Origin of the sequence: Anaeromyxobacter oryzae, from assembly GCF_023169945.1 — a bacterium.
Classification (GTDB): Bacteria; Myxococcota; Myxococcia; order Myxococcales; family Anaeromyxobacteraceae; genus Anaeromyxobacter; species Anaeromyxobacter oryzae.
This window is the reverse complement of sequence record NZ_AP025591.1, coordinates 5224701-5247372: the sequence shown is the minus strand read 5'-3', so window position 1 is coordinate 5247372 and position 22672 is coordinate 5224701. Positions and strand designations below refer to the sequence as shown.

The 22672-nt window shown below is 75.0% G+C and carries 18 protein-coding genes; 12 read left to right on the top strand and 6 right to left on the bottom strand.

Translation table 11 applies throughout. From position 1 onward, the window contains the following. Positions 1-66: 66 nt before the first annotated feature. Positions 67-1080 carry a sensor histidine kinase gene (locus tag AMOR_RS22765; RefSeq protein WP_248354454.1) on the top strand — a complete coding sequence of 338 codons (1014 nt, stop codon included), beginning with the start codon at positions 67-69 and terminating at the stop codon, positions 1078-1080. Positions 1081-1106: 26 nt separating this feature from the next. Here the strand turns inward: AMOR_RS22765 and AMOR_RS22760 are convergent, their stop codons facing one another. Next, positions 1107-1895 (bottom strand): translation initiation factor 2, encoded by a 789-nt coding sequence (locus tag AMOR_RS22760; RefSeq protein WP_248354452.1) that lies wholly within the window; start codon positions 1893-1895, stop codon positions 1107-1109. Positions 1896-2242: 347 nt separating this feature from the next. Between AMOR_RS22760 and AMOR_RS22755 the strand changes: the two genes are divergently transcribed. From AMOR_RS22755 to AMOR_RS22740, 4 genes are all read left to right on the top strand, one after another. After that, positions 2243-2581, top strand: coding sequence for a P-II family nitrogen regulator (locus AMOR_RS22755; protein WP_248354450.1), 339 nt, complete (start codon positions 2243-2245; stop codon positions 2579-2581). 13 nt (positions 2582-2594) lie between these two features. Then, entirely contained in the window at positions 2595-3824 is a 1230-nt protein-coding gene (locus AMOR_RS22750) for an ammonium transporter (protein WP_248354448.1), read from the top strand. A gap of 195 nt (positions 3825-4019) precedes the next feature. Next, positions 4020-4655: a polysaccharide biosynthesis/export family protein gene (locus AMOR_RS22745; protein ID WP_248354446.1), complete on the top strand. Its 636-nt coding sequence runs from the start codon at positions 4020-4022 to the stop codon at positions 4653-4655. Positions 4656-4658: 3 nt separating this feature from the next. After that, positions 4659-5801 (top strand): hypothetical protein, encoded by a 1143-nt coding sequence (locus AMOR_RS22740; RefSeq protein WP_248354445.1) that lies wholly within the window; start codon positions 4659-4661, stop codon positions 5799-5801. A 103-nt stretch (positions 5802-5904) separates the two neighbouring features. Here the strand turns inward: AMOR_RS22740 and AMOR_RS22735 are convergent, their stop codons facing one another. The 3 genes from AMOR_RS22735 to AMOR_RS22725 form a co-directional block, all read right to left on the bottom strand. Continuing rightward, entirely contained in the window at positions 5905-8157 is a 2253-nt protein-coding gene (locus tag AMOR_RS22735) for a polysaccharide biosynthesis tyrosine autokinase (RefSeq protein WP_248354443.1), read from the bottom strand. Beyond that, positions 8096-9961: a nucleoside-diphosphate sugar epimerase/dehydratase gene (locus AMOR_RS22730; protein WP_248354441.1), complete on the bottom strand. Its 1866-nt coding sequence runs from the start codon at positions 9959-9961 to the stop codon at positions 8096-8098. Before AMOR_RS22730 ends, AMOR_RS22735 begins: the two co-directional genes overlap by 62 nt. A gap of 391 nt (positions 9962-10352) precedes the next feature. Continuing rightward, positions 10353-11675 carry a glycosyltransferase gene (locus tag AMOR_RS22725; RefSeq protein ID WP_248354439.1) on the bottom strand — a complete coding sequence of 441 codons (1323 nt, stop codon included), beginning with the start codon at positions 11673-11675 and terminating at the stop codon, positions 10353-10355. Positions 11676-12174: 499 nt separating this feature from the next. On the opposite strand from AMOR_RS22725, the gene AMOR_RS22720 reads away from it, so the two are divergent. The 4 genes from AMOR_RS22720 (at position 12175) to AMOR_RS22705 (ending at position 17230) form a co-directional block, all read left to right on the top strand. Then, positions 12175-12798, top strand: a complete 624-nt coding sequence (locus AMOR_RS22720) for a hypothetical protein (protein WP_248354437.1) — start codon at positions 12175-12177, stop codon at positions 12796-12798. Continuing rightward, positions 12785-15196, top strand: coding sequence for a hypothetical protein (locus AMOR_RS22715; RefSeq protein WP_248354435.1), 2412 nt, complete (start codon positions 12785-12787; stop codon positions 15194-15196). The genes AMOR_RS22720 and AMOR_RS22715 overlap by 14 nt, the downstream gene beginning before the upstream one ends. Before the next feature lie 40 nt (positions 15197-15236). Continuing rightward, on the top strand, positions 15237-16523 hold the full coding sequence (gene larA, locus AMOR_RS22710) for a nickel-dependent lactate racemase (RefSeq protein WP_248354434.1): 1287 nt from the start codon (positions 15237-15239) through the stop codon (positions 16521-16523). 74 nt (positions 16524-16597) lie between these two features. Next, the gene (locus tag AMOR_RS22705) at positions 16598-17230 is read left to right on the top strand and encodes a hypothetical protein (RefSeq protein ID WP_248354432.1); all 633 of its coding nucleotides are present in this window, start codon (positions 16598-16600) and stop codon (positions 17228-17230) included. Positions 17231-17256: 26 nt separating this feature from the next. Here AMOR_RS22705 and AMOR_RS22700 read toward each other — a convergent pair whose 3' ends face one another. Further along, a complete protein-coding gene (locus AMOR_RS22700) occupies positions 17257-18627 on the bottom strand; it encodes a mercuric reductase (protein WP_248354430.1) in 1371 nt (456 codons plus the stop codon). Positions 18628-18812: 185 nt separating this feature from the next. Between AMOR_RS22700 and AMOR_RS22695 the strand changes: the two genes are divergently transcribed. The 3 genes from AMOR_RS22695 (at position 18813) to AMOR_RS22685 (ending at position 22318) form a co-directional block, all read left to right on the top strand. Further along, entirely contained in the window at positions 18813-20633 is a 1821-nt protein-coding gene (locus tag AMOR_RS22695; RefSeq protein WP_248354428.1) for a M20/M25/M40 family metallo-hydrolase, read from the top strand. Beyond that, positions 20630-21718 (top strand): TolB family protein, encoded by a 1089-nt coding sequence (locus tag AMOR_RS22690; protein ID WP_248354427.1) that lies wholly within the window; start codon positions 20630-20632, stop codon positions 21716-21718. Before AMOR_RS22695 ends, AMOR_RS22690 begins: the two co-directional genes overlap by 4 nt. Positions 21719-22000: 282 nt before the next feature. After that, on the top strand, positions 22001-22318 hold the full coding sequence (locus tag AMOR_RS22685) for a hypothetical protein (protein WP_248354425.1): 318 nt from the start codon (positions 22001-22003) through the stop codon (positions 22316-22318). 49 nt (positions 22319-22367) lie between these two features. On the opposite strand, the gene AMOR_RS22680 is transcribed toward AMOR_RS22685, so the two are convergent. Beyond that, positions 22368-22565 (bottom strand): hypothetical protein, encoded by a 198-nt coding sequence (locus AMOR_RS22680; protein ID WP_248354423.1) that lies wholly within the window; start codon positions 22563-22565, stop codon positions 22368-22370. Positions 22566-22672: the final 107 nt, after the last annotated feature.

Sequence of the window (22672 nt, the reverse complement as noted above, 5' to 3'; positions counted from 1 at the left end):
CCCGCCTGCCCTTGCGGGTTCCCGTGAACGCCGCGACGCCCTCGACCTGCACCGCACGGAGCCCCCTTGAAGCTCGTCCCATCGCGCATCGCGCTCGTCCTCGCGGCCGTCGCCGTGGCGACGGTGGGTGGCGGTGTGCTCGCGTACCGCATCCTCGCCCACGCGCGCCTCGACGCCGCCGCGGCCGCCGACGCGTGGCAAGCGAGCTGGTCGATCGAGCCGCTCGTGGCGGAGCTCGACCTCGCCACGCGCATCGTCATCGCAACCGGGATCGCCGTCCTCCTCCTCGTCGTGATCGCGGCGTTCGCCGTCCGCCGCCACCTTCGCGAGCGGGAGCTGCGCGACCGGGAGCATGCCCGCGTCGTCGAGCTCCAGAACCAGCTCCTCGCGATGGTCGGCCACGATCTCCGCACGCCGCTCAGCGCCATCGCCGGCTCCGCGGCGCTGCTGGCGCGCGCGCCGGACCTGCCGTCGAACCGCGTGAACCTGGCGCAGCGCATCGTCTCGAGCGCGGGCCGGATGTCCCGGCTCGTGCGCGACCTGCTGGACTTCACCCGGGTCCGGACGGAGGGGCACCTGCCCGTCTCACCGGAGCCGGTGAACCTCGGGGCGCTCTGCCGGCGGGTCGTGCAGGAGGTCCAGGCCGCCCGCCCGGGCACGACGCTCGACCTCGAGGTCGAGGGCGACGTCACGGGCGAGTGGGACCCGGCGCGGCTCGAGCAGGTCGTCTCGAACCTCCTCACGAACGCGTGCCACCACGGCGCCGCCGGCCGGCCCGTGCAGGTCAGCGTCACGGGCCTCGACGACGCGGTCCGCATCGCGGTGCACAACGAGGGCCCGCCCATCCCGGAGGACGTGCTGCCCCACATGTTCGATCCGTTCTGGCGGGGCGACGGAGGAGCCGATCGCGCCGGCCTGGGGCTCGGCCTTCACATCGTCCGATCACTCGTGGAGGCGCACGGCGGGACCATCGAGGTGACGTCCGGCGCCGGCGGCACGACGTTCTCGGTCGTGCTCCCGGCGCCGGTGGCGCCACCGCCGCGCCGCTCCGATCCGCCAGGCGAGGCGCTGGCGCACTGAGCGGCGCGGCGATCGGCGGCCGCCTGTCACGGCTTCGGGCCGCCGCCACCACCCGCGCCGCCGGAACCGCCGCGGCCCGGCCCACCGCGGCCCGGCCCACCCCGGCCCGGACCACCGCGGCCGCCCGGTCCGCGCGCGCCGCGCTCGCCCCGGCGATCCTCCCGGACGGCATCCATGGAGAACCCGCCCGTCGTCCCGGCGCCGGCACCGCGTCCGCCGCCGCCGCCGCGCCCCCCTCCTCCACCACCGCCGCGACCGCCGCCGCCGCGCCCGCGACCGCCCCTCCCGCCCCGGTCGTCCCGGGACGGGCCGGAGCCCTGCCGCATGCTCGGGGGGAAGAGGTCGACGAGGTACTGGTGACCGCCGATCGTCTTCGCCCCGGCGACGGGCTCGCCGGCCTCGAACACCCGGACCAGCCGCACGTCCGCGGTCCGCCGCCCCGCGACCTCGACCGCGGCGCGCAGCATCGCGAGCCGCTCGCCGGAGAGCCCCGTCGCCTGCGCGACCGCCGCGTCGAGCGCCGCCTTCACGGCGTCGCTCTCCCCGGCCGGCGCGGATGCGGCCGGCTCGGCGGCCGGTCCTGCCGCAGGCGCGTCCGTCGCCGCCGCCTCGGTGGCGGGCGCCTCCGTCGCCGGCGCGTCGGGCGCCGGCACGCCGGCGGCCGTCGTGATGTCCTCGGACGGAGCGTCCGGGGCGACGGCCGCAGCCGCCACGGGGGACGGAGCCGCCTCCGATGGGAGCGTGCGCCGCGCGTCCGCCAGCGCTGCGGCGGCCTGCCTGATGAGGGTACCGCTGAGCTCGGTGAGAGTCTTCATCGCGTAGCCATATACCCTCCGCAGCCACCGCGAGAACCCCAAAGTGCCGCCATCGCTCAGGTGGCGGCCGCGTGAGGCGGCCCGCCGGCACGCGTCCGGGAGAGTGCTCGCTTCTCCGGCACCACGCCCGATCACCCGGCACACGGCGCCGAGAGCTGCCCCGTTTCACGGCACCCCGCCCGGTTCTCCGGCATCCCGCTGCCCGCGTATTGCGCAATGACCTGGGCGAGTTGCCAATCGCTTCGGGGATCGGCATTGTCCGGCGCCCAAACGGGGGCAGTTGCCCCAGAACGAAGCAGCAGGCCGCCGGCGCCGCGGGCTCCTGCGACCGCCGAGAGGAGCTTTCGATGAAGTTCGTGATCGCGATCGTGAAGCCGAACCGGGTCGAGGACGTGCGCGAGGCCCTCTCCGCCGTGGGCGTGAGGGGCATGACCGTCACGGAGGCGAAGGGCTACGGACGGCAGAAGGGACACACCGAGATCTACCGGGGCGCCGAGTACAGGATCGACTTCACGCCCAAGGCGAAGATCGAGGTCGCGGTCGACGACGCCGAGCTGACGCCGGTGCTCGAGGCGATCCGGCGCTCCGCCAGCACGGGGAAGATCGGCGACGGGAAGATCTTCGTCCTCGAGCTGCTCGAGACCATGCGCATCCGGACCGGCGAGACCGGCTCCTCGGCCCTCTGATCGCGAGCCCGCCATGACCACCGCGCTCGACACCGGCAACACGGCCTGGGTCCTCACCGCGACGGGGCTCGTGCTGTTCATGACGCTGCCCGGCCTCGCGCTCTTCTACGGCGGCCTCGTCCGGACGAAGAACGTCCTCTCCGTGCTCATGCAGTGCTTCTCCATCGCGTCCGTCGTGACCGTGCTCTGGGTCGCGGTCGGGTACTCGCTCGCGTTCACGCCCGCGGCGGATCCCGGCCTGAACGGCTTCATCGGCGGGCTCGGGAAGGCCTTCCTCGCGAACGTGCCCCGGGGCGCGCTCACCGGCTCGATCCCGGAGACGGTGTTCGCGATGTTCCAGCTCACCTTCGCGATCATCACCCCCGCGCTCATCATCGGAGCGTTCGCGGAGCGCGTGAGCTTCGGGGCGATGCTCCTCTTCATGGGGCTCTGGTCGCTCGTCGTCTACGTCCCCGTGACGCACTGGATGTGGGGCGGCGGCTGGCTGCAGCGGCTCGGCGCGCTGGACTACGCCGGCGGGATCGTCGTCCACGTGACCGCCGGCATCGCCGGCCTCGTCGCCTGCCTCTACGTCGGGAAGCGGAAGGGCTACCCGACGACGCCGATGCCGCCGCACAGCCTCACGCTCTCGGTCGTCGGCGCGGGCATGCTGTGGGTCGGCTGGTTCGGGTTCAACGCGGGGAGCGCGCTCGCGGCGAACGGGATCGCCGGGATGACGCTCACGGCGACGCAGGTCTCGGCGGCGACCGCCGCGATGGTCTGGTCGCTCATCGAGTGGCAGCGCCACGGGAGGCCGAGCGTGCTCGGCATCATCACGGGCGCGGTCGCGGGCCTCGCGACGGTGACGCCCGCCTCCGGCTACGTCGGGGTCGCGGGCGCGATGGCGATCGGCGCCGCCGCCGCGGTCGTCTGCTTCTTCAGCGCGACCACGCTGAAGCGCCGGCTCGGGTACGACGACTCGCTCGACGCGTTCGGCGTCCACGGCGTGGGCGGCCTGGTCGGCTCCATCCTGACCGGAGTGTTCGCCTCGGTGTCGCTGGGGGGGACGGAGCAGATCTCCATCGGGCGGCAGCTCGGGGTCCAGCTCCTCGCGTGCGCCGTCACCGCGGCGTGGTCCGGCGGCATGACCTGGGTGCTGTTCAAGGTCGCCGACCTCGTGGTCGGCGTGCGCGTGGACGACGAGCAGGAGTCGGTCGGTCTCGACCTCTCGGACCACGAGGAGCGTGGGTACGATCTGACCTGACCGGAGAGGGGCCGCGTCCCCGTGGTGCACCTCGCCTCCCGGCGGGCGCGCGCGAGGACCGTTCTCTCGCACCCCGACGACGGACCCCACCGGACCCGCTCCGCGCGTCCCTGCCCCCGGCGTTAGGATGGCCGCGCTCGGGGAAGCGAGCCGCACAAGGGGGGACGCGTGCTCCGGCGCGCGCCCATGCGAGCCATGAACGTCGCCAGACGCGCGTCCGTAAGTTTCGCCGCCTTCGCAGCCGTGCTCGCGCTGCCGCTCGCGAGCTGCCGCCATTCCGATCCCGGGGTGTACATCTGGGCGGAGGACGCCCGCCAGGCCGCGCGGCGAGAGACGGGGTACGTCATCGAGCCGGGCGACGTCCTGAGCGTCCGGGTCTGGAATCAGGAGCCGATCTCCACGACCCGGGCTCGCGTCCGCACCGACGGCAAGATCTCGCTGCCGCTCCTGCAGGACGTCCAGGTCGTCAAGACCACCCCCGACGAGGCGGCGCGCCTGATCTCGGCGAAGCTGAAGGCTTTCGTGGCGAACCCGGTGGTCACCGTGACGGTCGAGGAGACGTCGCCGCTTCGCGTGACGGTGGTCGGCGAGGTCACTCGCCCCGGGCGGTACGATCTCGAGGCCGGTGCAGGGGTGCTCGACGCGCTCGCCGCCGCCGGCGGGTTCACCGCGTTCGCCTCCCCGGACGGCATCTACGTCCTCCGTCGCGGCTACTACGAGGACGGCCGCCAGGAGCGGGCGCGCATCCGGTTCCGGTACGACGCGCTCTCGCGGGGCGGACGCGCGGCCTCGTTCCAGCTCTCGCCTGGCGACGTCGTCGTCTTCGAGTGACCCATGGCCCCGGCCGGCCTCGCCGCGGTCGCGCTCTGGGTGCTCGCCGCGGCGCCACGTGTCGAGCTCGACGCGGGGATCGAGCTCCGCACGGAGTCCGCGGGGAACACGCTCGGCGCGCCCTTCGAGCAACAGGTGGTCGAAGCTCGGCCGAGCGTCGCGCTCCGGCTCGAAGGGCCGCGCACGCGCGCGGCGGCGACGTACGCACCGTGGTTCCTGCTCGCGAACCCGGGCGCGGAGACGGGCACCATGCACCGGATCGACGCGACCGTGCGGCAGGCCTTGAGCGCCGCGTGGAACGCCGAGCTGCACGGCGCCGCCGCCGGCGGGGTGACCCCCTCGTGGCGTTCGCTGCTCGGCGGACCGCTCGAGACGGCGCCGACGGCGCTGCTCATCCGCCGCGAGCAGGCGCAGCTCGACGCGCGGGTGACCGGCCTCCTCTCGCCGCGCGCGTCGCTGTCGATGGACACGAGGCTGCTCGCCGGCCAGGGGTCGGCGCCGACCGTGCGGGCGCTGCGGGTCGGCGCGGGCCTCGAGTGGCTCGCGACGCCGCGCGATCGGCTCGCGGGCGGGGGGTTCGGCGAGGTCGCGGACGCGTCGGGGCGCCAGTCCGCGGCCGTCGCCGTGCTCGGCGGGCCAGCTCGGCGTCTGACGCCGAGCGCGGAGGGCTCCGTGCAGGTCGGCGTGGGCGCGCTCAGGGACGGCGCACCCGGCGCGCCCACCACGGTGCTCCGGACCGCGCCCACCGCCTCGTGCGCGGGGACGCTTCGCCTCCTCGAGAACCGGCTCACGACGGACGCGTCGCTGCGGTTCGTGCCGGCGCTCAGCACGTGGGACGGGCGGGCGAGCTGGCGGACCGAGCTGCTCGCCACGATGCACGCGGTGGTGAGCCGTACCTGGGCGGCGTCGGTGTACGCGAACGGCGCCCGCATCGAAGGGCCCTACCAGCCCCTCGCGCACGTCGGCGAGCTCATCGTGTCGACCACGTGGGCGGCGCCCGGCGGGCGGGCGGCCGTCACGGGCGGCATCCTGACCCGCTTCCAGCGCGGCGGGGGAGTCCCGGGCGTCGTCGAGACGGGTGCGCTCGTCTCGGTGTCCCTGTTGCGCATCCCGGTGACGGAGGCGTCCCCGGGCGGCCCGAGGTAGCCGGATCAGGACGCTGCGGAGTGGTGGCGGGGCACGCGCTCTCCTCCGTGGGCCGCGCGCGGCGCCGCGCGGTCGCGCCCCCGGTGACCGATCACGGACTCCTTCAGCCTCGCTGCGACCGGTACTCGTAGCGCCGATAGCGTCCGTACCCGTACCGACCACCCACCGAGCGAGCGTCGTTCAGCACGGCGCCCGTGATCGAGGATCCCGACCGGGCGAGCACCTTGAGTGCCAGGTTGATCTCGCGAATCGGGTGCTCGCCTGCGCGCAGCACGAACAGGGTCGCGCCCGCGAGGGGCGCCACGAGCGCAGCGTCGGTCACGGCGAGGACGGGCGGCGTGTCCACCACCACGAGATCGTACCGCTGCCGGGCCAGCTCGATCGTCTTTCCGAGCGCGGCGCCGCCGAGCAGCTCCGACGGATCCTTCGGAAGCGAACCGGTCGTGAGCAGGTCGACGCCGGCGATACGCGTCGGCCGGACCGCCTCCTCGAGCGGATGCTCGCCGCGCAGGACCTCCGCGAGGCCGGTTCCGCGATGGAGGCCGAAGAACTGGTGGACGCGGCCGCGACGAAGATCGGCGTCCACGAGCAGGACGCGCTTTCCTTCGGCGGCGTACAGCTGCGCGAGGTTCACGGCGACGAAGGTCTTGCCGACCCGGGGTGAGGGCGCGCCGATCACGATCACGTTCCGGCGAGCGGCCGCGAGTGCGGGCTGCACGGCGGTGCGCACCGCACGAAGCGCCTCCACGGCCGGGTCCTCCCGCGACGCCTCCGCGAGCGCGGGTCTCGAGCGACGCCGACCGCCGGCGGCGCGCTCCAGCGTGCGTTCCGCGCTGCTCCGGACGATCGTGGCGAACACGGGCACGCCGACCGCGGCCTCGATCTCCTCCGGATCCTCCTCCCCCTCGCTCAGCACGCGGTGGCCGAGCGCGAGCGCGACGCCCGCCCCCAGCCCGAGGAGCAGCCCGACGGCGAGCACGATCGCGGGGATCGGGCGTACCGGGTCGACCGGGACGCGCGCGATGTCGATGAGGCTCACGGCACCCGAGACACCCGCCCGCGCGATCCGGATCTCCTGCGCCTTGGCCTGGAGATGGAAGTAGAGCCCGGACGCAACCTCGACGTTGCGCGAGAGCCGCGCCGCCTCCGCCTCGCGGAGCGGCAGGTCCCGCATCCGCCGATCGATCGCGGCGCGCTGGTCCTCGAGCAGCTTCATCCGGCCCCGGATCGTCGGCAGCTCCGGGTGGCTGTCGTTGAACTGGAGCCGGAGCTCGGCTTCCCTGGACCGCAGGTCCGAGAGGCCGCGCTCGATCCCCACGATGCGCTCGAGCAGCGACTGCGTCTCCTGCGAAACGTTGACGGCGCCGCGCCGGACCTGGAATTCGTTCAGCGCCTGTTCCGCTTGCACGACGCCCTTCTTGAGCGTCGGGAGCTGCGTCTCGAGGAAGTCGAGCTGCCGCGAGAGCTCGGCGGTGCGGCGCGCGATCTGATGCTGCGCGTAGGCGGCCGCGAGCGCGTCGAGGGTCTGGGCGAGCCTCTCCGGATCCGCTCCCTCGAGGGAGACGGAGATGACGCCGGACCGCTTCACCTTCTCCTCTACCCGGAGCGCCTTCTGCAGGTCGTCGATGACGTCGTCGCGCGACCGCACCTGCGCCGTGAACGACGTTCCGGGCCGGGCCACGAGCTCCGCCAGCTGGAGCGTCAGCGGCCTTCCGCCCACCGAAGCGACGAACGGCACCCCGACCCGGCCCTCGCCGAGGTCGGTGCCGTCGGGACCGGCGAGGCGGAACGCTGCGTCCTGCAGCGCGGTCACCCGGAGCTCCCGCCCGACGAGCGACGGGGGCACGTCGAGCCGGGTCACCCGGATCCGCTCGCCCCCCCACGCCCACCCGTCCAGCCCGAGCGGCGCGGCCGCTGGCTCCTGGCGCGGCACGCGCCGGGCCATCGCCGCGCCGAACACGGGGAAGCTCCGGGGCGAGGCCTCGACGGCGAGGCGAAGCTTGTCGACGACCTGGCCGAGGAGGGTCCGCGAGCGGAGCACCTCGATCTCGCCGTTCGCGACGGTCGGATCGGCCGTCGCGGGGAGATCATCGATGCCCGCCACCGCGGGCGGCGTCCGCTCGGGCAGCTGCAGGATCACGGTCGCCTCGTACGTCGGCGCCGTGGCCACGACCCACGCGGCCGCCGCGACGAGCGCGACGACGGTCGTCGCGGCCACCGTCGTCCACCGGTGGACGAGCATCCGGACGAGGTCGGCCGGCGTGACCTCGCGCGCCCCCCGGCGGTGCGTCGGCTCAGGGGATCCGCTCGGCAACGCCGTTCCTACGACCCGCAGGCTCTCCCGCTCGGTACCCATGACGTCCTCCCAGGTTGTTCGGCGCTGCCGGCTCGCCCGCGCCCTCGCGCGGTGGCGCACGGAGCTCGCTCCCGTCCTGCGTCGAGGCCGCCGACGGGTCCGGCGATCGGTAGGTCGGCACGAGTCGCCGCAGCGCGACGACGACGCCCGCCGAGTCTCCCGCGTCCGCGAGCCGCCGCAGCTCCGCGAGGCGTGCCTCGAGATCCGCCGGAGGCGGCGGGCTGCTCGTGACGTGGATCCGTCCCCGCGCGACGAGGACGCGCTCCTCCTCCTCCGTGAGGACCTGCTCGTGCAGCTTCTCCCCGGGGCGCAGCCCGGTGTACGTCAGCGCGACGTCCTCGCCCGGGACCCGTCCCGAGAGCGCGATCATGTTGCGCGCCAGGTCGACGATCCGGATCGGCTCGCCCATGTCGAGCACGCAGAGCTCGCCGTAGTTCCCGAGCCCGGCGACGAGGACGAGCCCCACCGCCTCCCGGATCGTCATGAAGTACCGCGTGCACTCCGGGTGCGTCACGGTCACCGGCCCGCCGTTGGCGATCTGCTGCTTGAACAGCGGGACGACGCTCCCCGCCGACCCGAGGACGTTCCCGAACCGGACCGCGGTCACCCGCGTCGACGTGCAGGAGCGCCCGAGATCGCGCACGACCAGCTCGGCCACCCGCTTGCTGGCGCCCATCACGGACGACGGGTTCACCGCCTTGTCGGTCGAGATGAGGACGAACCGCTCCGCGCCGCAGTCGACGGCCATCCGCGCGACGTTGAGGCTGCCGAAGACGTTGTTCTTCACCGCCTCGTCGGCGGCGCACTCCATTAGCGGCACGTGCTTGTGGGCGGCGGCGTGGAAGACGTCCTGGGGGCGGTACCGCGCCCCGAGCCGGAGGAGCGGCCCGGCCTCCCGGACGTCCGCCACGACCGCCTCGACGTCCGTTCCCGGGTGAGCGTCGGAGAGCGCTCGGGCGCGGAGGTAGAGCTCGTTCTCGTTCATGTCGACCATCACGAGGCGGCGGACGCCGGCGCGCGCGAGCTGACTGCACAGCTCCCCGCCGATCGAGCCGCCCGCGCCGGTGACGAGGACCCTTCGGCCGGACACGAGCGCCCGGACGTCGCCCTCCGAGAAGGCGACCGCGTCGCGAGGGAGGAGGTCGTCGGGCGAGAGGTCGGCGAGGATCGCACCTGGCGAGCCCGGGCCGATCCGTGCGAACGAGGACGGGACGATCTTCAGGCGGACGCGGCTCTTCGCGCACAGATCGACGAGCTCGCGCATCCGCTCCGCGGGCTGGAGCGCGTCCGAGAGCAGCACGGCGCCGATGGACCTGTGGCGGAACAGCTCCGGCAGGTCGCGGAGCGTCCCCAGGACCCGGTGGCCGTCGATGCGGCAGCCCACCATCTCGGCGTCCGCGCCGACGAAGCCGACGACGCGGTACGGCGCGTCCGGCGCGCGCGCGATGGTGCGCGACAGGAGCTCGGACGCTTCCGCCGGGCCGGCGATGAGCGCGCGCGGCGTCCGCGCCTGCATGCCGTTCCACGCCGCCCGCCACCCGAGCGCGGCACGAGGGACGAAGCGGACCATCATGAGGAGGGCGCCCGAGAGGAGCAGCTCGAGCGCCAGGACCGCCCGCGGCATCAGGAAGCCGACGGTCGAGAGTGACGCGACGGCGAAGAAGATCGACCCGAGCACGGCCGCTGCACCGACGCGGATCGCGTCCGAGAACCCCGCGAGCCGATACGACCATTCGTGAATCCCGGTCACCGCGCCGGCGATCGTGCGGCTCGTCGCCACGAGCAGCACGGCCGTCGGGAGCACGGCGGCGTACTCCGCTTGCGGTGCTCCATCGAAGCGGAGCCACGACGCGGCGCACAGCGCCGTCGCCGCGATCGCAGCGTCGACTGCGGCGAGGCCCAACCTCCGCGGCAGGCGGATCCTCGCGCGGGGCACTCCCGGGATCCCGTGGGCGAGCCTGGCATCCGCCGCTGCTCCGCGTGCACGCCCGCGGCCGGCCGCCGGAGCGGCTTCCTCCCGAGTCATGTGTCTTCCCCCCGTCGATGGCCGAGAAGGCGAGCCCCCGACGCCACGGCCCCTTATCCCACACGCCGATCGCGGCACGCGTGGATTGCAGGGGTCGCCACCACGGTGGAACCGATCCGCAGCAACACGCGCGGGCCGAGCGTGATCCGGCCGCACCGCCGCGGGGCAGCTACGTGCTGCCCTTGCGGCGAGCACCGGCGCCGCAGGCGTCGACGAGCGATCGGTATTCGATGGCGAGCGCATCCCAGATGCGCTCCCGCTGGTACGCGGCGACGACGCGTCGCCGCGCCGCCTCGCCGTGGGTCACCCGCAGCGCGGGATCCGCGACGTACCGCGCCAGGGCCGACGCGAGCCGCCCCGGATCGCCCGGTGGGACGAGCAGCCCCGTCTGCCCGTCCACCACCGCGTCGACGCACCCTGGTACCCGGGTCGCCACCACTGGGAGCGCCATGGCTGCGGCCTCGAGCGCAACGCGCGAGGAGGTCTCTCCACGCGGGGGCAGCGCGAGGACGTCCATCGCCCCGTACGCGCTGGCCAGATCCTCGACGTCACCCGCGACATGGACACACGGCTCGCCGCGGAGCGTCGCGACGATCAGACCCGAGCGGACATCTCGGGGGTCCGCGTTTCCCACCAGCACGAGGTGGAGCCGACGATCGGCGTCGCGGAGGCGCCTGAACGCCGCGTCGAGCTCCGCGATCCCCTCGTCGCGCGCGAGAGTGCCGACGAACCCGACGACCACTGCGTCCTCGGGGATGCCCAGGCGGGCCCGAGCCGCGCGCCGGCCCTCGGCGTGGAGCGGCCTGAAATTCCCCGCCGCATCGACGCCGTCTCCGCACCCGTCCGCCAGGACGAGGATCTTCGCCGTCGGGCAGAGCCCCTCCCTGATCGCCTCGAGCCGGAGCGACCCGTTCGCCGCCAGCACGCGATGCGCGAGGGCGCACGCGACCCACTCGTCCGCCCAGAGGAGGACCCGGCGCGGAAGCGTCGCGGCACGGAGCTGGAGGCGGCGCATGCCGTAGACGCGAACGGGGGTCCGCGCGAGGCAGGCGGCAAGGAGGGCGAGCCGAGCGCCGGCCGGGGCGTCCGCGTAGACGACGCTCGCACGAGCGGCGGTGATGACCCGCCAGAGCCGGAGCACGGCGAGCGCGGCGCGGAGCGGAGCGAAGCCGGACGGCATCGGCACCGCCGAGACGTCCGCTCCTTCCTGCGCGGCGAACGCCTGGAGGTCCGGGCCAGGCGACGAGACGGTTCGGAACGCGAAGCCGTGCGCACGGAGGTAGGCGGCCTGCCCGCTCACGGAGACCAGGGAGGCCGCGTTCGTCGCCACGTGGACGACCGTCACCTGCCGTCGGAGCTGCGCGACCTCCGCATCCTGCTCCGCGCACGGCGCTGCGCCCGTCCGCTCCGGCGGGGCACGTCCCGGGCGTTCTCGCGCGCGAGCGCGATACATCGCCACCGCGAGCACCACGGCGCCGATCGCGAAAACCATCGTCCAGACCGTGGCGATCGGTCGACCGGCGGCGCGAACCACATACGCGTCGGCCCTCGTGAACAGCACCAGCACGCCGAGGATCGCCAGGACGCGCCCCCCGGCCGCGAAGAGCGTCGAGGACGCGCCGCGCGGTGCGCTGCGGTCCTTGCGTCTGGCACGGCGCCTCGCGCCGTGTTCGTTCGTGCGCGGACCCACGTGGTCCCCCAACCACGAGCTGGATGCTCGAGCCGGAAGCTAGCACCAGCGTGTGCAGCGGACCTCCCTCGTCGTACCGGCCCCGCTCGCGGCCTGACGTTCCGTGAATCCTCGCCCGGAGCGCGCGGCTCCTCGGGGCCAAGCCCTCGCGCACGCGGCTTCGCCGCGCACCTCGACCGGATCCCGCGCACCTTGAGAGGTCGGCTACCGCCGCGGCGTTCATCGGGCGCTACCATGTCGCCGATCCGGAGACGACCCGCGTCGTGCTCGCGCCGCGATGTCTCCCGGAGCGGGGGGGAACATGCGCTCGCGCGTTGGGATCCTCGCGCTCGTCGTGCTCGGGGCGACTCCGGGGGCGAGCCTCGGCCAGACCGGCCCCGCGGCCGGCGGCGCAGCACCGGTCACCCACGCGCGTCGCCTCGCGCTCGCGCCGAAGCTCGGCGTCGCGTGGTCGCCCGGGGGCATGCGTCCGCTCACGGTCGCGGCGGAGGCGACGTGGCAGACGGCGCTCGCCGACGGGCGCGTCGGGCTCGCGCTCGAGGTCGGCAGCTACGCGCACCACCGGACCGACTCGGTGCTGCTCTCGGGACGCGCGGTGGAGATCAGCGGCGACGCGCAGTACGTCCCGATCCTCCTCTCCGTGGCGTGGCGCGACGGAACCGAGGGCTGGCCGATGTGGGGGACGGTCGGCGGCGGCGCGGCGCACGTCGAGGGCGACGTGACCGTCGCGGGGAGCGACGCGCCGCCGGAGGCCGGGTGGGTGCCGGTCGTGCACGCTTCGATGGCCTGGGGCCTCCGGCTCGGTGACGCGACCCCGTTCGCCGAGGTCCGCGTCGCCTGGCACGGCGATCCGGGGTTCGCGAGCCTCGGAGGATCGCTCACCACCGTCGGGCTCGCGCTGGGGTTCCGCTATGACGCGCTCTGAGCTCCTCGCCGTGGCGGCCGCGGCGCTCCTCGCGGGCTGCCAGCGCGCGGCCACCCCGACACCGCCGCACCCGACCACCGTCGAGCCGCCGGCGGGGCTCGCGGGCGCGCCGCAGGAGGTCACCATCCGCGGCGAGGCCTTCCGGCTCGAGGTGGTCCAGAGCGTCGATCATCGCGAGAGCCGGGTGGCGGGCACGTACCGCGCCTGGCTGGATGCCGTGGACCTGGAAGCGGTGGAGTGGGTCGACCCCGGAACCCTCCGGGCGCGCGTGCCGGCCTCCATCGCGCCCGGCCTCCACGACCTCGTGGTCGAGGGGCCCTTCGGCCGCGGCGTCCTCGCCGGCGGCTACCGCGCGCTGGCGGACGCGCCCAGCATCCTCGCGGCGACGGGCAGCCTGGTGCCGGCGCTCGCGAGCACCGGGCAGACGATCACGGCGACGCTCACGGTCGAGCACCGCGGCGGAGCTCCCGTGGAGCTCTCTCCTGCGATGGACGTCGGCGGTACGGTCACGCTCGTGCAGACCGGCGCGCCGGCGGCGCGGCGCCTCGACGAGGGCGCGCGCGCGGTGTTCACGTGGACGTACCGGGCGGAGACGGCTGGCGACGCGGCGCTCTCGCCGAGGGTGGACTGCGTGGACGCCGCGAGCGGGGCGCCGTTCTCGGCCCCGCCGGCATCGGCCCCGCTCCGGCTCGCCGCCCGCGTCGAGCGGCGGGCCGCCCTCGAGGCGGCGCTCTCGCTTCCGGACGCGATCGCGGCGGGGGCCTTCGCGGTCACGATGACGGTCGCGAACCGCGGGGACGCGGCCGCGCTGGGCGTCGCGCCGGCGCCGCTCGCGCCCGCGCCGGGGAGCACGGCCGCCGTCTCGCTCGTCGCCGCGCCCGCGGGCCCGGTGGACGTCGCCGGCGGCGCGGTGGCGACCTTCTCCTGGACGTACCGCACGGAGGCGGGCGGGCTCCTGCGGCTCTCCGGGTCCGCGAGCGGCACCGACGCGAACGACGGCGGGCCATGCCTCGCGGCGGCGATCTCCAACGACGGCGTCGTCGCGGGCGTGACGGTGCCCGGGGTGAGCGCCAGCGTCGTCGCCGTGGATCCTCTCGGCGACGCGAGCACGTTCGCGTTCGTCGCGCCGCTCGGCGCGGATGTCTACCTAGGTCCGAGCCGGACGGGGACCGGACTCGCGCGGATGTCACCGGACGGCGGCGCGCCTGCGTCCGTCGCGCTGTCCTTCCCGCGAGACACGACGGGCAACCTCAGCCGGAACGCCCATCCGCCGTACACGTCCGTCGGGTTCTACGGGTGCGTGCGCGACGCCGCGGCGGACACGTGCGGACCGGACGACGAGGACGGACGCGGGCTCCTCGCGACCGCCGTCGTCGGCGGGCAGGAGTGGCTGCTCCTCGGCGGCGCCCGTGCCGCCGGAGATCTGGATTACGTCTACGCGAGCCAGCCCGGAACGTCGCCGCTCGCGTTCTCGTACGTCGACCTCTCCCAGCTCCTCGGCGGCGCGACGCGGAGCCTCACCGCCGCGCTCTCGAGCGGCGGGTGGCTGTACCTCGGGTTCTCCGATACCGGCGGCAGCAGACCGTACGGGATCGCGCTGAAGACCACGCCGCGCGCGCCGGGGCTGGACGCGCGGGTCGGCTCCGATGCCGTCGACCTGCGCGTCGATGACGCGTTCCGGGCCGCGACGGCCACGTTCCCGCCGATCGCGATGGTCGACGCGCTCGCGGAGCACGCGGGCCGGCTCTACGCCTTCTCGAGCGTGGGCTGCATCGTCTCGAGGACGTCGACGCCGGCGGGGCCGGCCGACTTCGCGGACTGCGCGCCGGCCTCCTCCGCCGGGTACGACGCCGGCGCGTCCGTCGCGCCGGTGCGCGCGGCCGACCTCCTGCCGCGCGACCGTGCGTGGCCGCAGGTGGCGAGCTGGAACGGCCGGCTCTACGCGATCCGCAACACGAGGTCGGGGCCGCAGCTCTGGGCGTGCGACCCGGCCGGCGGCGCCGATCCCGTCGCCTGCGAAGGCGGCGACTGGGCGCTCGTCGCGGCCGACGCCGCCGGCCTCGCTCGGCTCGGGCAGCCCGCCGCGGACGCGGCCACGCTGCTCGTCGCCACGCCCGCGGCGCTGTACGTCGGTCTCGACGACGCGGTCTCGGGGGTCCACGTCTACCGGACGACGGCGGCCGTCCCGGCCCTGATCACCGACTTCGCCGGGGAGGACGGCTGCGTGGCGGGCTCGGCGGGGTGCGCGGGCATCGGCGGGGACGGGTTCGGGGCGCCGGCCGCGCTCACCCGGATCTTCGACGCGAAGGCGGTCACGGGGACCGACGGACGGAGTGGCGTCGTGCTCACGGCCGGGAACGGGGTCGCGCCGGTGCAGGTGATCCGGATCGCGGAGTGAGGACCGAGCGCCGCGCCGGGCCGGTGGTTATGAGGGCCCCATGCAAGTCGACCTGAGCTACGGGCGCGGCATGCTCCCGGTCCGGCTCCCGGACGACCTCGACGTCACGATCGTGCGGAAGCCGCCCATGCCGCTGCTCCCGGACCCGGTCGGCGCCGTGGCGGGCGCGCTCGAGGCGCCGGTCGCCGCGCGCCCCATCGTCGAGGAGGCGCGCGGCGCCGCGAGCGCCTGCATCCTCGTGTGCGACATCACGCGGCCGGCGCCGAACGGCCTCGTGCTGCCACCCCTCCTCCGGGCCCTCATCGCGGCAGGCGTGGAGCCGGCGCGCATCCGGGTGCTCGTCGCGACCGGGCTCCACCGGCCGAACGTGGGCGCCGAGCTCGAGGAGCTGATCGGCGATCCGTGGGTGCTCCGGACCGTGTCCGTCGAGAACCACGACGCGCGCGACGACGCCGCCCACGTCGATCTCGGCGCGACCGCCGCCGGGACGCCCGTCAAGATCGACCGGCGCTTCGCGGGGGCGGACCTGAAGATCGTCACCGGGCTCGTCGAGCCGCACTTCATGGCCGGCTACTCGGGCGGCCGGAAGGTGATGGCCCCGGGCGTCGCGCACAAGGACACCATCACGACGTTCCACAGCGCGCGGTTCATGGCGCACCCGCGCGCGGACAACTGCGTCCTGGACGGGAACCCGCTGCACCGCGAGCAGCTCGAGGTCGCCGGCAAGATCGGCCGCGTCCTCGCCGTGAACACCGTCATCGACGAGCAGCGGCGGCTCTCGTTCGTGAACTTCGGCGAGGTGGTGGCGAGCCACCGCGACGCGGTCGCGTTCGTCGAGCGCTACGCCATGGTGCCCGTGTCGCGCCGGTTTCGCACGGTGGTCACGAGCGCCGCCGGGTACCCGCTCGACAAGACCTACTACCAGACGGTGAAGGGGATGGTGGCGCCCCTCGAGATCGTCGAGCCCGGCGGCGACCTGATCATCGCCTCCGAGTGCTCCGAGGGGATGGGCTCGCGCGCGTACGTCGACGCCCAGCGCCGTCTCGTCGGGCTCGGGCCGGATGGGTTCCTCGCCGACATCGGCCGGAAGCGCTTCGCGGACGTCGACGAGTGGCAGACGCAGATGCAGCTCAAGGCGACACGCCGCGCGCGCGTGCACCTGTACGCCCCGGCGCTGAAGCCGGAGGAGCGCGCTCTCACCGGCGTGGAGGTCGTCGCCTCCGTCGAGGCCGCGGTCCGCGCCAGCGTGCGGGACAGCGGGGATCGCCACGTCGCCGTCATCCCCGAGGGCCCGTACGTCGTCCCGGTGCACCGGCCCGGCCCGTAGACCTGGCCCCCGGTCCGCCGGACTTCCCCGCCGCCTCCGGCCGTGCTCTCCTCTCCTCCGGGAGGGAGTCACGCATGGTCTACGTCGGCTTCTCGACACCGCGGCGCTGGAACCCGCTGTCGGCGCTCATCCGCGCCATGACGCACTCGAGGACGAGCCACGCCTGGCTCCTCGTCGAGGATCCCGTGTTCCAGCTCAGGCTCGTGCTCGAGGCGCACACCACGGGGTTCCGGCTGGTGTCGCTGACGCGCTTCGTGAAGGACAACAAGGTCGTCGCGCTCGTGACGCCCGATCCCTCGCACCCGCTCGACGAGGGCCTCCCCGCAGCCGGCGAGTGGCTCGGAGCGAAGTTCGACGTGCTCGGGCTGTTCGGCATCTTCCTCACCCTCCTCGCGCGGTGGTTCCGGCAGCGGCCGTGGAGGAACCCGTTCCCGACGCCGAGCGCCCTGTTCTGCTCGGAGGCGGTCGTGCGCGTGCTCAAGGAGGCGCACTACCCCGGGAGCGCCGCGCTCGGCGACGAGACCACCACGCCCGCGGGGCTGCTCGAGTGGCTCCGGGCGAGCGGCAGCTGCGTCCTCGAGCGGGACGACCTCCAGCTCTGGCGGAGCATGAAGCCCCACCGTCGCGTCATGCGGCCGCTCGCCGAGGGAGCGCCGCCGGCCGAGCCGGGCGCCGCGTCGCCGGAGCGGCCGCGGAGCGTGGCCTGATCCGGCCGGTGCGCCCCCGGCCTCCGTCAGCGGAGCGCATACCGCGGCAGCGCCATCAGCACGGACTGCAGCCCCTCGGCGAACGCCGGGTGGATCGCCTCCATGTCCACGATCGCCCGCGCAGGCGCCCCTGCCTGCATGAGCGCGACGAACACGTGCACGAGCTCGCCGGCCTCGGCGCCGACGATCCGCGCGCCGACGATCCGCTCGGTGCCGGGGTCGACGAGCACCTTGAGGAGCCCGGCGGTCTCGTCCGTCTCGATCGCGCGGGCGATTGCACCGAACGGCAAGCGTGCGACCTCGACCGGCACCCCGCGCGCCCGCGCCTCCGCCTCCGTCGGTCCGACCGCGCCCACCTGCGGATCGACGAAGACCGTGTAGGGGACGATCCGGTCGCCGCGGCCCCGCCCCGGCCGGCCGTCGAGCACGTCGAGCAGGAGGCGGTGATCGTCCCACGCGGCGTGCGTGAACTGCGGCCCGCCGGTGCAGTCGCCGACCGCGTAGACGCCGGGCGCGCTCGTCCGGTACCGGTCGTCGACGGTCACGAACCCGCGCGCGTCGAGCGCGACGCCGGCCGCGGCGCACCCGAGATCGTCGGTGTTCGGGCGGCGGCCCGTGCAGACCAGGAGGTGCGAGCCCTCGAGCGTCGCGCCCGTCGAGAGCGTCAGGGCGACGCCGCCGTCACGCGACGCGACCGCATTCACGCGCGTCGCGAGGTGCACCTCGAGGCCCTCGGCCCGGAACACCGCCTCGACCGCCTCGGACACCTCCGCGTCCTCGCGACCCAGGAGGTGCGGCCCGGGCTCGACGATCGCCACCGCCGCGCCGAGCCGCCGGTAGGCCTGGGCCAGCTCGCAGCCCACGTACCCGCCGCCGATCACGAGCAGCCGCCGCGGCAGCTCGCGGAGCTCCATCACGCGCCGGTTGTCGAGCCACGCCACGCGCTCGAGGCCCTCGATCGGCGGCACGGCGGGACGGCCGCCGACGTCGAGGACGATCACCGGGGCACGATGCTGCTCTCCGCCGACCTCGACGACGCCGTCGCCCGCGAGCCGCGCCTGCCCGCGGGCGACCGTCAGCCGATCGCCGGCCTCCGCGAGCCGGCGGGCGACGCCCTCGCGCCACTTCGCGACCATCGCGTCCTTCCGCGCGATCACCGCCGGGAAGTCCACCTCGACCGTGCCGGCGCGGACCCCCAGGCGGCCCGCCGTCCGCGCGACGTGCGCGGCGCGCGCGCTCGCCACGATGGTCTTCGTCGGCGTGCACCCCGTGTTCGTGCACGTGCCGCCGAGCTCGCCTCTCTCCGCGAGGAGCACGCGCTTCCCGCGGCCGGCGAGCCGCGTCGCGAGCGGGACGCCCGCCTGCCCGCTGCCGATGACGATGACGTCGAGATCCATGGCCTCGCTCTCCCGTCCACCCCGTTGCGCCCGCCCCCCGGCGGCCGCCCATCACGTTGAGCCCGGCCGCGGGCCGGCGCCCGGCCGCGAGGGGCCCCACCGCGAGGCGCGCGCTCGCCCTCCCCCTCCCGGGTCCCGCCACGGCGGTGCCGTGCCGCCCGCCGCGCCATAAGAAGAGGACGGACATGCGCCCGCCCGCGAGAGCCGTCCCCGTCGCGCTCGTCCTCGCCGCCGCCTGCGCCGGCCACGCCGGGGCCCCTCCGCCGCCGGAGGCGGCCTTCGATCCCGCGCGCGCTCGCGCCGAGGTCGGCTGGCTCGCGGACGCGGCGCGCACCGGCCGCGGCGTGGGGACCCCCGGCGGCGCGGAGGCGGCGGACTGGATCGCCGCTCGCTTCCACGACGCCGGCCTCGCGCCCGCGCTCGAGGGCGGGTACCTCCAGCGATTCGAGGCGCCCTTCCGCGCGACGCTCGAGAAGCGAAACGCGCTCACGATCGGCGCCGCGGCCGCGACGCTCGGGCCGGACTTCCTCCCGTTCGGCTTCAGCGACGACGGCGCGGTCGAGGCGGAGGTCGTCTTCGCCGGGTACGGCATCACCGCGCCGGATCTGGGCTACGACGACTACGCGGGCGTCGACGTGAAGGGGAAGATCGTGCTCGTCGCGCAGGACTTCCCGCGAGAGGCGGATCCCGCGTCGCCGTTCCGCGATCCGCGCCACTACCGCTTCTCGGAGTGGCGCTACAAGGCGATCAACGCGCGCGACCACGGCGCGGCGGCGATCCTGGGCGTCCGCGACGTCTGGGGGCACGACGGACCCGACGACCTCCCGCCCTGGCGCGGGCAGGTGTCGTCGCGCGCCGGGATCCTCGCGGCCCGCGTGACCGCCGCGGCGCTCGGGCGCGGCGGCGTCGACGTCCGCGCGCTCGCCGCCGCCGGGGAGGTGGACGGCCGCCCTCATCCGCGTGCGCTCGGCGTGCGGGCGCGGCTCGAGGTCGAGGTCCGCCACGAGCGCGCGCCGACCGCGAACGTCGTCGCGATCCTGCCCGGCCGCGATCCGGCGGTCGCCGGGGAGTGCGTCGTCGTGGGGGCGCACCACGATCACCTCGGCTTCGGCGGCGACGCGTCGCTCGCGCCCGAGCAGACGGGCACCGTCCACCCCGGCGCGGACGACAACGCGAGCGGGGTCGCCGCGCTCCTCGCCGTCGCGCGGGCCTTCGCGGCGGAGGGGCCGGCGCGGCGGACGGTGCTGTTCGCGGCGTTCGGCGCGGAGGAGCTGGGGCTGCTCGGCTCCGCCCACCTCGTGAAGAACCTGCCCGCGCGCTGCCCGGTCGACCGGCTGCAGCTGATGGTGAACCTCGACATGGTGGGCCGGGCGCGCGGCGGGAAGGTGTACGTGGACGGCGCCGACACGGCGAAGGGGCTCCGCGAGGAGGTCCGCGCCGTCGCGGACCGCGCGCCGCGCCTCCCGCTCGTGCTCGCGTTCGGCGGCGATGGGTACGGCCCCTCCGACCACACGAGCTTCTACGCGCGCGGCGTGCCGGTCCTGTTCCTCTTCACGGGGGCGCACGCCGACTACCACCGGCCCTCCGACACCGCCGACAAGATCGACGCCGAGGGCCTCGCCGCGGTCGCCCGGCTCGCGTACCGCGCCGCACGGGACGCGGCGGATCGCGACGGCCGGCTCGAGGTGGTCCGCGCCGCGGCGGCGCCGCCGCGGGAGCGGACCGGCGAGCGGGGCTACGGCACGTACCTCGGCGCGATCCCCGACTTCGCCGAGCGGACCGACCCCGGCGTCCTCCTCACCGGTGTCCGGCCGGGGAGCCCCGCCGAGCGCGCCGGGATCGCGGGCGGCGACGTGCTCCTGCGCGTCGGCCCGACGAGGATCATGAACCTGCAGGATCTCGCGTTCGCGCTCCGATCCCACCGCCCCGGCGACCTGGTCGAGGTCGAGTGGAGCCGCGGGGCGGAGCGCCGGACAGCGCAGGTGAAGCTGGAGGAGCGCCGATGAAGCGGACCGCCCCAAGCCTCGTCGTCGTCCTCGTCGTCGTCCTCGCCGCGGCGTGTGCGGCCTCGCGGTCGCCCGCCCCGGCCTCCCCGCCGGCGAAGCCCGCATCCGGCGCGCCGGACCTCGCGCTGCCCGGCGAGAGGCACCTCCGGAACGTGCGCCAGCTGACGTTCGGCGGCGAGAACGCCGAGGCGTACTTCTCGTTCGACGGGAAGGAGCTGGTCCTCCAGTCGACGCGCGACGGCGCCGGCTGTGATCGCCTGTACGTCATGAACGCCGACGGGTCGGGCGTCCGCCAGGCCTCCTCCGGGCAGGGGCGCGTCACCTGCGGCTACTTCTTCCCGGGCGGCGACCGGATCATCTACGCGTCGACCCACGCCTCGGGCGCGGAGTGCCCGCCGCGGCCGGACATGTCCCAGGGCTACGTGTGGGCGCTGTACGACTACCAGCTCTACACCGCGCGCCCGGACGGCTCCGAGCTCCGGCCCATCGCCCCCGCGCCGGGGTCCTACAACGCCGAGGCGACGATCTCGCGGGACGGCTGGATCGTCTTCACCTCCACCCGCGACGGCGACCTCGACCTGTACAAGATGCGGCTCGACGGCTCGGGGCTCGTCCGCCTCACCGACACGCCGGGCTACGACGGCGGCGCGTTCTTCTCCGCGGACGGGAAGCGGATCGTGTTCCGGGCGAGCCGCCCCCGGACCGACGCGGAGCTCGCAGAGTATCGCGCCCTCCTCGCGCGCCGGCTCGTCCGTCCCGGCCAGCTCGAGATCTACACCATGAACGCGGACGGGTCGGACGTCCGCCAGGTCACCCACCTCGGCGCGGCGAGCTTCGCGCCGTTCTTCCACCCGGACGGCCACCGGATCGTGTTCGCCTCGAACGTGGGCGATCCGCGCGGGCGGAACTTCGACGTCTACCTCGTGAACGACGACGGGACCGGCCTCGAGCGGATCACGACGAACGAGACGTTCGACGGCTTCCCGATGTTCTCGCCGGACGGCACAAAGCTCGTGTTCTCGTCGAACCGCAACGGCAGCCGCCCGGGGGAGACGAACGTCTTCCTCGCGGACTGGGTCGAGTAGCCGCGCGGCACGCCCGCCCGCTCGTTTCCGAGTGTCATCGGGTCGGCGCCCTTGTCGTTTCGCCCAGGTCCGTTATGATTCTGGTCGCTCCGGGACGTCGCGGGAGGGAGAGCGCCCAGCGACTCGACCCCGGACGCGCGACGCTCTTACCACCATCCTCGACGATGTCCGGCGCCGACGGCGGCCGGGTCGGGCCGCCGGGCACGGAGCCTCGGGCGGCCAGCGCGCCGGGCGGGTCGAGCGACCGCCGGATGGCCAACTTCAGCAGCAGGAGCACCCACGTTGAACCAGCCACATCGTGATTCGAACCGGCAGCAGCCCCGGGGGCGACGCCGCGACCGGCGCGCCGGGCGCGTCGTCCTCCACCACCGGGTCGCGCCCATCGCGCTCACGGAGGAGGGCGTCCCGGCGGCGGTCGCCGACGCACCCCCCACCTCGCCCGTCGTCTTCGTCTCCGACGCCAGCCGGGCGCGCTTCCCGTGGCTGCCCGGGCGCGTCATCGCCGGCAGTGTCTGGCGCGGCTCGGGGCACGAGCGCGTGCGCATCGACGAGCACGGCGAGGCCCAGCTCTGGCGCTGCCCGGCCGCGTTCGGCCGGTAGAGCGGCCCGGCCCCCGTGGCGCCGGACCGCACCCGGCGCGACCCGCGCGCTAGTGCAGCTTCCGCTCGGCCTCGTCGCCGAGCTCGCTCCAGAGCTCGTCGAACCTCGCCCGCAGCACCGCCGCGCGATCCGCGCGCGCGTTGCCGATCTCCTCGATGATCCGGTACAGCTCGGCGCGCTTCTCCTCCGGCGTGTCGCGCAGGGTCGTGGGGGCGCTCGCCTCGTGACCCGTCTGCTGCATGGCCATGGTCGACTCCTTTCGCAGCCTCCCGGGCGAACGCATGCCGCGGGGGCACGGCCCGCGCGCGGCCAACATGGGCCGACCCCTGCGCGTCTGCACGCCGGGGTCGGCGT

Bases quoted from the DNA above. Each gene is read 5' to 3' on its own strand.
- AMOR_RS22740 (WP_248354445.1), top strand. From the start codon at position 4,659: ATGGCCCCGGCCGGCCTCGCCGCGGTCGCGCTCTGGGTGCTCGCCGCG.
- AMOR_RS22755 (WP_248354450.1), top strand. From the start codon at position 2,243: ATGAAGTTCGTGATCGCGATCGTGAAGCCGAACCGGGTCGAGGACGTG.
- AMOR_RS22700 (WP_248354430.1), bottom strand. From the start codon at position 18,627: ATGGATCTCGACGTCATCGTCATCGGCAGCGGGCAGGCGGGCGTCCCG.
- AMOR_RS22760 (WP_248354452.1), bottom strand. From the start codon at position 1,895: ATGAAGACTCTCACCGAGCTCAGCGGTACCCTCATCAGGCAGGCCGCC.
- larA (WP_248354434.1), top strand. From the start codon at position 15,237: ATGCAAGTCGACCTGAGCTACGGGCGCGGCATGCTCCCGGTCCGGCTC.
- AMOR_RS22705 (WP_248354432.1), top strand. From the start codon at position 16,598: ATGGTCTACGTCGGCTTCTCGACACCGCGGCGCTGGAACCCGCTGTCG.
- AMOR_RS22720 (WP_248354437.1), top strand. From the start codon at position 12,175: ATGCGCTCGCGCGTTGGGATCCTCGCGCTCGTCGTGCTCGGGGCGACT.
- AMOR_RS22690 (WP_248354427.1), top strand. From the start codon at position 20,630: ATGAAGCGGACCGCCCCAAGCCTCGTCGTCGTCCTCGTCGTCGTCCTC.
- AMOR_RS22745 (WP_248354446.1), top strand. From the start codon at position 4,020: ATGAACGTCGCCAGACGCGCGTCCGTAAGTTTCGCCGCCTTCGCAGCC.
- AMOR_RS22750 (WP_248354448.1), top strand. From the start codon at position 2,595: ATGACCACCGCGCTCGACACCGGCAACACGGCCTGGGTCCTCACCGCG.
- AMOR_RS22695 (WP_248354428.1), top strand. From the start codon at position 18,813: ATGCGCCCGCCCGCGAGAGCCGTCCCCGTCGCGCTCGTCCTCGCCGCC.
- AMOR_RS22735 (WP_248354443.1), bottom strand. From the start codon at position 8,157: ATGGGTACCGAGCGGGAGAGCCTGCGGGTCGTAGGAACGGCGTTGCCG.
- AMOR_RS22680 (WP_248354423.1), bottom strand. From the start codon at position 22,565: ATGGCCATGCAGCAGACGGGTCACGAGGCGAGCGCCCCCACGACCCTG.
- AMOR_RS22725 (WP_248354439.1), bottom strand. From the start codon at position 11,675: ATGGTTTTCGCGATCGGCGCCGTGGTGCTCGCGGTGGCGATGTATCGC.
- AMOR_RS22715 (WP_248354435.1), top strand. From the start codon at position 12,785: ATGACGCGCTCTGAGCTCCTCGCCGTGGCGGCCGCGGCGCTCCTCGCG.